This window comes from Sphingomonas sp. dw_22, assembly GCF_018449795.1.
GTDB lineage: Bacteria > Pseudomonadota > Alphaproteobacteria > Sphingomonadales > Sphingomonadaceae > Sphingomonas.
Window position 1 is genome coordinate 37,221 of record NZ_JAAVVE010000033.1, and the last position, 11,465, is coordinate 48,685.

The 11,465-nt window shown below is 67.6% G+C and carries 14 protein-coding genes and 1 tRNA gene; 10 read left to right on the top strand and 5 right to left on the bottom strand.

The window, feature by feature from the left end; all coding sequences use genetic code 11:
• The first annotated feature begins 69 nt into the window (after positions 1-69).
• From HB724_RS14320 to HB724_RS14355, 8 genes are all read left to right on the top strand, one after another.
• Positions 70-207 (top strand): aa3-type cytochrome c oxidase subunit IV, encoded by a 138-nt coding sequence (locus HB724_RS14320; RefSeq protein ID WP_213981617.1) that lies wholly within the window; start codon positions 70-72, stop codon positions 205-207.
• A gap of 1 nt (position 208) precedes the next feature.
• Entirely contained in the window at positions 209-1,333 is a 1,125-nt protein-coding gene (locus HB724_RS14325) for a Re/Si-specific NAD(P)(+) transhydrogenase subunit alpha (RefSeq protein WP_213981618.1), read from the top strand.
• A gap of 86 nt (positions 1,334-1,419) precedes the next feature.
• Positions 1,420-1,806 carry an endonuclease domain-containing protein gene (locus HB724_RS14330; RefSeq protein ID WP_346344733.1) on the top strand — a complete coding sequence of 129 codons (387 nt, stop codon included), beginning with the start codon at positions 1,420-1,422 and terminating at the stop codon, positions 1,804-1,806.
• A 3-nt stretch (positions 1,807-1,809) separates the two neighbouring features.
• On the top strand, positions 1,810-2,091 hold the full coding sequence (locus tag HB724_RS14335) for an NAD(P) transhydrogenase subunit alpha (RefSeq protein ID WP_213981619.1): 282 nt from the start codon (positions 1,810-1,812) through the stop codon (positions 2,089-2,091).
• A 1-nt stretch (position 2,092) separates the two neighbouring features.
• Positions 2,093-3,505, top strand: a complete 1,413-nt coding sequence (locus HB724_RS14340; protein WP_213981620.1) for an NAD(P)(+) transhydrogenase (Re/Si-specific) subunit beta — start codon at positions 2,093-2,095, stop codon at positions 3,503-3,505.
• Between the two features lie 28 nt (positions 3,506-3,533).
• A complete protein-coding gene (locus tag HB724_RS14345; RefSeq protein WP_213981621.1) occupies positions 3,534-4,415 on the top strand; it encodes a hypothetical protein in 882 nt (293 codons plus the stop codon).
• 131 nt (positions 4,416-4,546) lie between these two features.
• Entirely contained in the window at positions 4,547-5,500 is a 954-nt protein-coding gene (locus HB724_RS14350; protein ID WP_213981622.1) for a winged helix DNA-binding protein, read from the top strand.
• Between the two features lie 88 nt (positions 5,501-5,588).
• Positions 5,589-5,664: transfer RNA gene (locus HB724_RS14355), tRNA-Val, on the top strand.
• Between the two features lie 90 nt (positions 5,665-5,754).
• Here the strand turns inward: HB724_RS14355 and HB724_RS14360 are convergent.
• Together HB724_RS14360 and HB724_RS14365 are read right to left on the bottom strand one after the other, a co-directional pair.
• Complete coding sequence (locus HB724_RS14360; protein WP_213981623.1) at positions 5,755-6,654, bottom strand: SDR family oxidoreductase; 900 nt, start codon at positions 6,652-6,654, stop codon at positions 5,755-5,757.
• 35 nt (positions 6,655-6,689) lie between these two features.
• Complete coding sequence (locus HB724_RS14365) at positions 6,690-7,430, bottom strand: SDR family oxidoreductase (RefSeq protein ID WP_213981624.1); 741 nt, start codon at positions 7,428-7,430, stop codon at positions 6,690-6,692.
• A 125-nt stretch (positions 7,431-7,555) separates the two neighbouring features.
• Between HB724_RS14365 and HB724_RS14370 the strand changes: the two genes are divergently transcribed.
• Positions 7,556-8,464 (top strand): LysR family transcriptional regulator, encoded by a 909-nt coding sequence (locus tag HB724_RS14370; protein WP_213981625.1) that lies wholly within the window; start codon positions 7,556-7,558, stop codon positions 8,462-8,464.
• A 67-nt stretch (positions 8,465-8,531) separates the two neighbouring features.
• Here HB724_RS14370 and HB724_RS14375 read toward each other — a convergent pair whose 3' ends face one another.
• Both HB724_RS14375 and HB724_RS14380 read right to left on the bottom strand, forming a co-directional pair.
• Positions 8,532-8,897, bottom strand: a complete 366-nt coding sequence (locus HB724_RS14375; RefSeq protein WP_213981626.1) for a hypothetical protein — start codon at positions 8,895-8,897, stop codon at positions 8,532-8,534.
• A gap of 70 nt (positions 8,898-8,967) precedes the next feature.
• On the bottom strand, positions 8,968-9,531 hold the full coding sequence (locus HB724_RS14380) for a helix-turn-helix transcriptional regulator (RefSeq protein WP_213981627.1): 564 nt from the start codon (positions 9,529-9,531) through the stop codon (positions 8,968-8,970).
• An 89-nt stretch (positions 9,532-9,620) separates the two neighbouring features.
• Between HB724_RS14380 and HB724_RS14385 the strand changes: the two genes are divergently transcribed.
• Positions 9,621-10,100: a DUF6456 domain-containing protein gene (locus HB724_RS14385; protein WP_213981628.1), complete on the top strand. Its 480-nt coding sequence runs from the start codon at positions 9,621-9,623 to the stop codon at positions 10,098-10,100.
• Here HB724_RS14385 and HB724_RS14390 read toward each other — a convergent pair.
• Entirely contained in the window at positions 10,085-11,365 is a 1,281-nt protein-coding gene (locus HB724_RS14390) for a DUF2339 domain-containing protein (RefSeq protein ID WP_213981629.1), read from the bottom strand. The two genes, HB724_RS14385 and HB724_RS14390, sit on opposite strands and share 16 nt — an antisense overlap.
• Positions 11,366-11,465: the final 100 nt, after the last annotated feature.

An 11,465-nucleotide genomic window follows, 5' to 3' on the forward strand; every position in this document is an offset into this window, starting at 1 on the left:
ATCGGGCTTGAGGGGACGCGGTGACAGGGTTAAGACGGCCCGCATATAGCGCGTTCAGGGGAAGCACGGATGGCCGAGACGGGTGACAACAGCACCGAATTCCAGGCGCATGAGCGGACCTGGCGCGGCTTCACCGCGATGATGACCTGGGGCACTGTGGCCGTGGCGCTTATCGCCGCGCTTGTCGTCTTCCTGATCGCAAGCTGACGTGAAGATCGCAGTGCTCAAGGAAACCGCCGCCGGCGAGCGGCGCGTTTCCGCGACTCCTGAGACGGTCAAGAAATTCATCGGGCTCGGAGCCGAAGTGGCGGTGGAGGCCGGCGCGGGCGAACATGCGTCGGTTGCCGATCAGGCATTTGCCGATTCGGGCGCGAAGATCGGATCGCGCGGCGACGTGCTGGCCGATGCCGATATCGTGCTGGGCGTGCAGGGGCCGGACCCCGACAGCCTGGGCGGATTGAAGCAGGGCGCCTGGATCGTGGCGGGGCTCAATCCCTTCGGAGAACGCGCGCGTATCGATCGCTATGCGGCGCTCGGCGCCGAGGCGCTGGCGATGGAGTTCATGCCGCGCATCACGCGCGCGCAGTCGATGGACATATTGTCGTCGCAGTCGAATCTGTCCGGCTACAAGGCAGTGCTCGACGCGGCGGCGGAATATGACCGCGCCTTTCCGATGATGATGACCGCGGCGGGCACGGTCTCGGCCGCCAAGGTGTTCGTAATGGGCGTCGGCGTCGCGGGGCTCCAGGCGATCGCGACGGCGCGGCGGCTGGGCGCGCAGGTCTCCGCGACCGACGTGCGCGCGGCGACCAAGGAACAGATCCTGTCGCTCGGCGCCAAGCCGATCTTCGTCGAGAATGTCGCGGGCATCGAGGGCGAGGGCACCGGCGGCTATGCCACCGAGATGTCCGACGAGTACAAGGCGGCGCAGGCGGAGCTGGTTTCTTCGCACATCGCCAAGCAGGACATCGTCATCACCACCGCGCTGATCCCCGGGCGCCCGGCGCCGCGGCTGATCTCGGACGCGCAGGTGGCGAGCATGAAGCCGGGTAGCGTGATCGTCGATCTCGCCGTCGAGCAGGGCGGCAATGTCGAGGGTGCGGTCGCGGGCGAGGTGGTGACGGTGCATGGCGTGAAGATCGTCGGGCATCGCAACGTGCCGAGCCGGCTGGCGGCGGACACGTCGGCGCTGTTCGCGCGGAACCTGTTCAACTTCCTCTCGGCCTTCTGGGACAAGGAAGCGGGCAAGCCGGTGCTCGACGAGGAGATCGGCAACGCCGTGCGAGTGACGCAGGGCGGCAAGGTCGTGAGCGAGAGACTGCTGGGGGCGTGACGCCGCCATGCCTCCCCGATCCTCCCCGGTACGGGGAGGGGGACCGCGCGAAGCGCGGTGGAGGGGATTCTCCGCGTATACTGCGCGTGGAAGTTGTCCGCGCACGTAAGCAGCGGAAGGAAATGAGCTATCCCGAAGTGCTGCTGTGGCAGCGGTTGCGAAAAAATGCTGCCGGAATGCGGATCCGCAAGCAGCATCCGATCGGCCCTTACATCGTCGATTTCTATTGTCCGGCTCTGCGGCTCGCAATCGAGGTGGATGGTGAAATCCACGCGCAGCCGCGCGCAATCGCACATGACGCGAGCCGCGAGAGTTTCCTTGTCGAAAACGGCCATCGCGTCGTTCACGTCAACGCTTCGGACATTCTGAAAGACGCCGATGGCGTAGCTGCCTCGATCGCGTTGCTTGCCGCCCGCCCCCTCCACCGCCCTGCGGGCGGTCCCCCTCCCCGTTCCGGGGAGGATCAGGAGTAGACCATGGACTTCATCTCGATCCTGTCGATCTTCGTGCTGGCGTGCTTCGTTGGCTACTACGTGGTGTGGTCGGTGACGCCGGCGCTGCATACGCCGCTGATGGCCGTCACCAACGCGATCTCCTCCGTCATCATCGTCGGCGCGCTGATCGCGAGCTTTGCTTCGGGGGCCGAGGTTTCCAAATGGCTGGGGCTGGTCGCGGTCGCGCTGGCGAGCGTGAACATCTTCGGCGGGTTCGCCGTCACCGAGCGGATGCTCGCCATGTACAAGAAGAAGGAGCGCTGAGGTGCACGAAGCCGCTCCCGTGAGCCCCTGGGTCGCCTTTGCCTATCTGGTGGCGGGCGTCTGCTTCATCCTCGCGCTGCGCGGGCTCTCCAGTCCGGCGACCAGCCGGCGGGGCAATCGCCTCGGCATGATCGGCATGGCCATCGCGGTCGTGACGACGCTGGTGACGCACCATATCGCGAGCCCGGTCGAGCTGGCGGTGGCGATCGCCATCGGCGGCATCATCGGCTTCGTCACCGCGCGGCGGATCGCGATGACCGCGATGCCGCAGCTCGTCGCGGCGTTTCACTCGCTGGTCGGCATGGCGGCAGTGCTGGTGGCGGCGGCGGCGTTCCTCAATCCGGGTGCGTTCGGCATCCTGGGGCCGGACGGCGAGATCCTCAGCGTCAGCCGGATCGAGATGGGGCTAGGCGTCGCGATCGGCGCGATCACCTTCTCAGGCAGCGTGATCGCGTTCCTGAAGCTCAACGGCAATATGAGCGGCAAGCCGATCATGCTTCCCGGCCGGCACGTCATCAACCTGGCGCTGCTCGCGGGCATCCTCGGCTTGATCGGCTATTTCGTGACCGACCAGACGCCCTGGATCTTCTGGACCGTGACCGCGCTCAGCTTCGTCATCGGCTTCCTGCTGATCGTGCCCATCGGCGGCGCGGATATGCCGGTCGTGGTGTCGATGCTCAACAGCTATTCGGGCTGGGCGGCGGCGGCGATGGGCTTCACGCTGCACAATACCGCGATGATCGTCACCGGTGCGCTGGTGGGCTCCTCCGGTGCGATCCTCAGCTACATCATGTGTCGTGCGATGAACCGCAGCTTCATCAGCGTGATCGCGGGCGGCTTCGGCGGCGACAGCGGCGGGCCGGCGGGCGCGGTCGCCAGCGACCGGCCGTGGAAGCGTGGGAGCGCCGAGGACGCGGCCTTCCTGATGAGCCAGGCCGAGCAGGTCATCATCGTCCCCGGCTACGGCATGGCAGTCGCCCAGGCGCAGCATGTGCTGCGCGAGATGGCGGACAAGCTCAAGGCGCATGGCGTGCGCGTCAAATATGCGATCCATCCGGTCGCGGGGCGCATGCCGGGCCATATGAACGTGCTGCTGGCCGAAGCGAACGTCCCCTATGACGAAGTGTTCGAGCTGGAGGACATCAATTCCGAGTTCGCCCAGACCGACGTCGCCTTTGTGATCGGTGCCAACGACGTGACCAATCCGGCCGCCAAGACCGACAAGTCCTCGCCGATCTACGGCATGCCCGTGCTCGACGTGGAGAAGGCCAAGACGGTGCTGTTCGTGAAGCGCTCGATGGGCGGCGTGGGCTATGCCGGCGTGGACAACGAACTTTTCTACCGCGATAACACGATGATGCTGTTGGCCGACGCCAAGAAGATGGTCGAGGAGATCGTCAAGGCGCTCGACTGACCGGCGACTGACCGGGGAGGGGGGGCGCGTGATCGGATCGATTCTCGGGGGAGCCTTCCGCCTGGTGGCGCGCCGGCCGGTTTCGGTCGCGATCTGGGCCTTGCTGTACCTGGCGGGGATCTTCGCGATCGGCCTGTTGCGCGTGGCGATGACGCCACCCGGGGCGTCCGGCGCCGAAATGGGCGCGAGCGGCCTGATTGCCGCGATCGTGACCCAGGTGCTGACGGTCGGGCTGGTCGCGATCCTGCTGACCGCGGTGTGCCGCGCGACGCTGCACCCGTACAAGACCGGCGGCGCCTATCTCCGCCTGGGCGGCAACGAGCTGCGCGTGTTCGCGCTGCTGCTGATGCTGAGCGTCGCCAACGTGATCGCGCTCCTGCTGCTCGGGCTGCTTGGCCAGGCGATCCTGCTCGGCATCCATGCGGCGGTGGGGAATGTGCTGGGGCCGTGGCCGGCGATCGTCCTGATCGTGCTCATCCTCGGCGCCATGATCCTGGCGCAGGTGCGGCTCTCGATCTCGCTGCCGCTCACTTATCTCTACGAACAGATCACCGTCGATGAGGCATGGACGCTGTCGCGCGGGCATTTCTGGTCGCTGTTCGGCGCGTTCCTGGGGATCGCGTTGCTGCTGCTTGCGGGTTGGATCGTGGTGATGCTGATCTTCTTCTGGCCGGTGGTGCAGGCCGTGCCGCAATTGCGCTTCGGACCCGATGCCTTGTCGGACATGCTGCTGCTGATGGCGGCCCAGGCGATGAACCTGTCGACGCTGTCGCAGGTGATCGTGATCGCGCTGGCGCTGACCCTGATCGCGCTGGGTTTCGTGCTGGTGACCGCAACGCTGGCAAGCGCGGCCCGCGAACTTCTGGGCCTCAAGGAAGGGCAGCTTCCCGATCTGCGCAGGAGGGGTTGAGGCGAATTGCTCCGCATCGGAGGATTTGCGGAGCATTAAGCAGCTTCCCGTCCAAAATGGAGGAAATCCGACTCCGCCATTTTGGAGGGATGCGGCATTTAAAGAACAGAAGACGAACTCCGAGGGGGAAAATGACGAATTTCATAACCTCGCCGCAGGGGGCGGTGCCGTCTTATGCCATGTCGATGCCGCAGGCACTGGTGATTGCCGAGAGCAGCCACGCAGGCGATGCCACGCTGGAGGCGCTGGAACTTGCCGGTTTTCGCGCGCGCGCGCGGCTGAGCTTTGCCGATGCGGCGCGAGACCTTTCGAGCTATGACGGAATAGACCTGATCGTCATTGAGGCAGCCGGCGTGCCCGAGGCCATGCTGGACGTGGTGCTGGCCCGTGCGGACACGGTGGCGATCGAGCGTTCGCTCGGCGTGGTGGCAATGATCCTGCCCGAGCAGATCGATGCGGCGGCAAGCCAGTTGACCGGACCCAGGGTGCAATTCCTCTGCGATCCGAGCGCGTCCGAACGGGCGAGCGCCTTCGCCTTCCTGCGGTGGAAGGAGCGCGGCGCGCTCAACGACGCGGCGCGCGATACCGAATCGCTGCGGCTCCAGCGGCTGAACGAGGAGGTGGCACGCATCGCCGACACGCTGGCCCGGCTGACGCGCGGCGAGGAGGGCGAACGGCGTGCGGGGGTGCGTGACAGCGGCCTGAGCTATCGCGGGCCGGAGGATGCGAAGGGCTTCGAGCCGAGCGCGCAGGAGATCCGCGCGGTGATCCGGTCGCGACGGCTGCGCGGGCAATTCTTCAGCGGCGAGCTGTTCGCCGATCCGGCGTGGGACATGCTGCTCGATCTGTTCGCGGCGCAACTGGAGCACCGGCAGGTCTCGGTATCGAGCCTGTGCATCGCCGCCGCTGTGCCGCCGACCACGGCGCTGCGCTGGATCGGGACGCTGCATGAGGCGGGCCTGTTCGAGCGCCACGCCGATCCGAGCGACCGCCGGCGGGCCTATATCGCGCTCAGCGAAAAGGCGCTGGAGGGCATGCGCAGCTATGCGGGGGCGGCGAAGCGTGCGGGACTGAGCCTGGTCTGATTTCGGGGCGACGTCGAAACCCTTGCCCTTGGCCGCATGCTTTGGCATCGCGGTTCGTGCATCGTGCCCGGCTGGGCGGCGATGCGACGGGCGGTTAGCTCAGTTGGTAGAGCATCTCGTTTACACCGAGAGGGTCGGCGGTTCGAGACCGTCACCGCCCACCATTTCCGATACGAGGACGGCTGGACCGGCATCGCTGACGATAAGCGGCCGACGCGGGGTTTCCGCGCCGGCCGCCTGTCCGGAGGGCATTGTCAGGCAATGCGGGGGGTGAGCAGATCCTCCAGATCGATGTTGCGATACATTTCGCGGCGCACCCGATCGGCGACGGCGTTGACCACTTCCGCGCCGTCCTGCGACGGATCGACATGGACGCGGAACGGGCGCTTGCCGAACGGCGTGTCGACCACCCGGACGATCGCCTGCGCCACTTCGGCCGGATCGGCATCGGCGGGTTCCAGGCTCGCTAGGCCCTTCAGCGCCTTGTCGGTGATGCCCGCATAGGGGCCGGTCTCATATTCGGCGGCACGCGCCGTGTCCGCGGGGGAGCCGCTATGGGCGAAGTGGTTGGTCCCCTTGGTGAAGGCGCCCGGCACCATGATCGTCGTCTCGATACCCCACAAAGCCAGCTCGGTGGAGTAGGACACCGCCAACGCATCCATCGCCGCCTTGGCCGCGAAATAGGGCGCGAGGAACGGTGGGGTGCCGCCGCGCGTCGAGGAGGAACCGACCCAGACCAGCAGGCCCTTGCCCTGCTTGCGCAGGAGCGGCAGAGCGGCGCGGTTCACGCGCTGGGTGCCCAGCACGTTGACGTCGTACTGCTGGATATACTGTTCCGGCGTGAACGCCTCGGCCGGGCCGAACATCATGTGCCCGGCATTGTGGACGATCACGTCGAGCCGACCGGCATCGGCGAGGATATGGGCGACCGCCGCTTCCGACGAGGTGTCGGACTGGACGTCGAGCTCGACGGTGCGGAGATCGACCTGCTGCTCGGCGGCCCAGGCCGCGACGGCGGCGACCTGGGGGGCGTTACGGCCCTGGGTTTCGCGCATCGAGGCGTAGACAATGTGGCCTGCGGTGGCGAGCGCGCGGGCGGTCATCAGGCCGAAGCCCGAAGACGCGCCGGTGACGAGGATGACATGCTTGGTCATGACTTTATTCCTTCGATAGGAGGTTCGTTCAGGGTTCAGATGATCCCGCCATTGGCGCGCAGCGTCTGACCGTTGATCCAGGCGGCGTCCGGGCCGGCGAGGAAGGCAACCGCCGCGGCGATGTCTTCGGGCTGGCCGAGCCGCTCCAGCGGGGCCATCTTCGCCAGGCGATCGATCACCTCCTGGGGCTTGCCGTCGAGGAACAGCTTGGTGGCCGTCGGTCCCGGCGCGATCGCGTTGACGGTGATGTTGCGGCCGCGCAGCTCCTTGGTGAGCACGCTGGTCATCGCCTCGACCGCGGCCTTGGTCGCCGCATAGACGCCGTAGGTCGGCTGGAGCAGGCCCGTCACGCTCGACGAGATGTTGACGATGCGGCCACCGTCGCGCAGCCGGCGCGAGGCTTCGCGCAGGGTGTTGAACACGCCCTTCAGATTGATCGCGACCTGGCGATCGAACAGCGCGTCGTCGCTCTCGGCGATCGTCGCGAGCTGCATGACGCCGGCATTGTTGACCAGTACGTCCACGCCGCCGAACGCCGCTTGTGCGGTGTCGAACAGACGGGCGACGGCGACCGGATCGGCGATGTCGGCCTGTGCGGCGACGGCGCGGCCGCCATTGCCTTCGATTCTGGCCACCAGTGCCTCGGCGGGGGCGGCGTTGCCGGCATAGTTGACGACGACGGTGAAGCCGTCACGGGCGAGGCGCTCGGCGATCGCGGCGCCGATGCCGCCGGAGGCGCCGGTGACGATCGCGACCTTGTTGCTGTTGTCGGTCATGGACTTTCTCCTTGTCTGCCCGCCGGGGGGCGGCGGCTGATGAGGAGTATTTGCGCGTTTCCCCGCGGAAGATAATCGGGCATGAACCGGCATCACTATCCGAACCAGCGAACAATGGAGCGAGCATGGACCGGTTCGATGCGATGCGCGTCTTCACCAGGATCGTGGAGCGCAGGAGTTTCACCAGGGCGGCCGACGATCTCGGCCTGCCGCGCAGCTCGGTGACCGATGCGGTCAAGGGGCTGGAGGCGCGGCTGGGCGTCCGCCTGCTCCAGCGCACGACGCGCCATGTCAGCCCCACGCTGGACGGGGAAGCCTATTACCGGCGCTGCGTGAACCTGATCTCCGATCTGGAGGATGCCGAGGCGGGGTTCACCGGGGTCAAGCCGTCCGGCCTGGTGCGGATCGACGTGCATGGCACGCAGGCGCGCCATTTCCTGCTGCCCGGCCTGCCGCGCTTCCTGGAGACCTATCCGGATGTGCGCCTGCACATCGGCGAATCGAACCAGGCGCTCGACATGGTGCGCGAGGGGTTCGACTGCATGCTGCGTGCGGGCGAGCTCACGGTGGACAGCGCGCTGATCCGCCGCCGTCTGGCGACGCTGGAGCGCGGTACCTTCGCTAGCCCGGATTATCTAAGCCGGTTCGGCACGCCCCAGACGGTGGATGCGCTGGAGGCTGACGGGCACCGCATGGTCGGCTTCTATGCGCCCGATGCGCCCGAGGTGGCGCCGTTCGATTTCCTAGTGGACGGCAAGTCGCGCCGGGTGTCGCTGCCTTCGTTCATCACTGTGACCGGCCCCGAGACCAATATCGCCTCGGCCTGTATGGGGCTGGGCCTGATCCAGGTACCGCGCTATCGCGCCGCCGCCGAACTGGCGGCCGGCAGGCTGGTCGAGGTGCTGCCGCAATTCCCGGCATCGGCGCTGCCGGTCCATGTCCTCTATTCGCACACGCGCCAGTTGTCGCCGCGCCTGCGGGTGGTGATCGACTGGATGGCCGAGCAGTTCAGATCAACGGACACGCCGGAATAGGGCGCCGCCGCCGGTCAAGCCTGCCCCTCCGCAACGCCGTGGTGCGGGTCTGGGCCCGGTCCCCGAATCAGCTTGCCGTGAAGATCGGCGCGCCGGCCGCGTTGTAGCGGATAGTGACATAGGCATTGTCGCAGACATTGATGCCCGACCAGATCGCCGAGGTGCCGTCCTCGAACGTGGCCTTCACATCATATTTGCAGCCCTCGCCCTTGTCGAAATGGACAGTCATCTTGGCGCTGTTCTTTAGCAGGGCGTCTTTCTTGTACTCGGGATCGACCTTGTTGGCGACCCAGCTATTGACGCCGGTGGCGGATATCTCGACCGTCTTGATCGATTTGCCGCTGTTGTTGGTGAGAACGAAGTCCCAATCGTCGGCGAGCGCGGGTGTGGCGACCATCAGAGCCGCAGCCACCGTTATCAGTGTGATGCGCATTGCATTTCCCCTCCTGTTGTAAGGGATAAACTGCGCCTCTGCGCCGCTTTCGGCAAGTACGTAGCCTTGCCTATAGCGCGCGGACCAGACGCACCGCGCAGGCGATCCAGGGCGGATCGGCGACGACCTGCTGGCGGCCGCCGGCGCCGAGCGGAAGCAGGTGAAGCTTGCCCTCCTCGCGCCCGATCAGCCGGCCGAACAGGAAGCGCCCGGCGGGGCGCGGCACCAGCACGTCGCGGTTGAGCGCGGTGGCGAACGCTTCGGGTGCCAGCGAGGTGCACCAGATCGCGTCGCCCGTCCGATAATCGCCGATCCCGCCCGAGACGGTGATCGCGACCATGCCCTGTTCGCCGCGCGGCGGGACGACTGATGCGGGGTGGCGCGGCGCCTGCGCGCCTTCGCTGTCGAGCAGGGCGGCGACCGGAATTTCGGGCCGGTCGGGCAGGCGGACCAGATCGGCGGCATCGACGTCGAGCGCCGCCGCGATGCGATTGAGCCAGCCGACCGAGACGGTGCGCGTGCCAGTCTCGAGCCTGCCGATCGTCTGGGCGGTGGTGGGGGGCACGCAGCGCAGCGCCACTTCCTCAAGCGTAAGCCCCTTGGCGCGGCGGACTTCGCGGATGGCGGTGATCATGCGGTGGCCCCTTAACCGGTTTGGTTTTTCGCTTTCCTACAGATGTGCCGTCATGGCAAGGGGTGCGAATCGGAACAAAGGAAGAACTTATGCGCGAGCTGGTGGAGCGGGAGGTCGAGGACGGGCTTGTGGCGGCGGGTCGGGCGACAGGGCGCCGTCGGTGCAGCGTGACCGTCAACCTGGCCGAATCGCCGCTGTCGTGGTTGCGGGCGCGGGGGCATGTGAGTGCGCGGCAATATGAGGCGGGCGAGCGAGTGCGCGCCGATTACGAGATGGCGGCACTGGGCCCGCGCGTGACGATGCGCTGGGATGCGGCACCGGCGGCGCGCGGGCGGAAGGGCGTGCCGGGAGCGCTCGATCCGACGCTGGCGCAGATCGCGGCGAAGCGACGGTTCGACGGCGCGGTGACGGCGGCGGGGCCGGGGCTGGCCGATATCGTGTGGCGTGTCGTCTGTGCGGGCGAGGGGCTGGCGGTCGCCGAGAAGGCGCTGGGCTGGCCGAGCCGCGCGGGCAAGCTGGTGCTGGGATTGGCGCTCGATCGGGTGGCGGATCACTATGGGTTGAAATGAGGGGCGTCGGCGGCGGGCTTGCCGACGAAGCGGCCATAGGCCCAGCCGATGCCGATCAGCGCCACGCCCAGCGCCAAGAAGGAGAGGATGCGCAGCACGCCGTCCAGCGCGGAGGCGTCGATCAGGAAGACCTTGAAGGTGACCAGGGTGAGCAGCGCGAGGCCGGCGATGCGCAGGTCGTGCGCGGTGGTGACGATGCCGCGCCATAGCCAGAACAGCGCGATAGCGAGGAGTGCGGCGGAGTAGCCGCCATTCTCGGCGGTGCCGATCGGGCCGGTGAGCAGGCTGCCATGCGCGGCCTGGCGGACGGCGGCGAGTGCTGCGACCAAGGTCAGCACGGCCGCACCGGCGCGGATCGGTGGTTTGGCCGGGAGCGTCCAGAGCCAGGCGGCGGTGAGCGCGGTATGGAGGACGGCGGCGTTGAGCAGCGGAATGCCGCCGACCTGCTGGTCCACCCAGGCGGGGTTCAGCACCACGCAATCGAACCAGGCGAAGCGGCAGAGGCCGAGCGTGAACAGCACGCCGCCCAGGCTTCGGAGGTGGCCTTTGTGCAGCAGGAACCAGCCAGAGGCGAGGCATGCCTGGGTGAACAAGGCGCGCTCGACGAACCCCAGCGCGACGAAGCGGGGGAGCGTGGCGATGGCGAAGACGTGCTTGGCGAGGGCGTAGAGCAGCAGGATGCCCAGCGTGATCGCCGCAGCGCCGGTGAAGCGCCGTGCCCGGCCGAACTGACGCGAGTCGAGCAGGAACAGCAGCGCCGCCGCGATGGGCAGGGCGAGCGTGCGGAACAGCGTGCCGAGCTCGGGCAGGCGTTGATAGGGCAGGCGATCGCCGGCGACCGATCCGAATACGAGATCGGCCAGCGCCATGATCGGGAGCGCGGCGGCGAGGAGGGCGGCCAGGAAGGGCAGGACGGGGAGGGCGAACAGCATCGGCGCGCGGGCGATGCGCGCCCAGCCGGCAAGCGCCACCAGAACGAGCGTGAGGGGGATCGCGAGCCAGGTGTCGGGGAAGAACTGGGCGAGGCCGAGCGCGGCGAGCAGCCCGCCGAGCGCGGTTGCGCCGGTGAGGGCGAGGTCGTCTTCGTCGCTGCGCAGCCGCCAGGCGAGGCCGGCGCAGGCGGCCGCAGCGATCAGCTCCAAGGCACCCCAGGCATAAGGCGACAGCAGCGACGGCGCGCAGCCATGGGCGACCAGCAGCAGGCCGCCCGACCCCCTGTTGCCCTGTTTAGCCCAGCCGGCCCGCCCCGACTGAGCCCAAGCCACTGCTCACCGCACAGTCGGGGGTGCGGTGGGGGCGCGGTCCGGGGGGGTGGGTGTCGGCGTCGTGGGGGGACGGGGTTGGTGTCGGTTCGGTCGGGGTCTT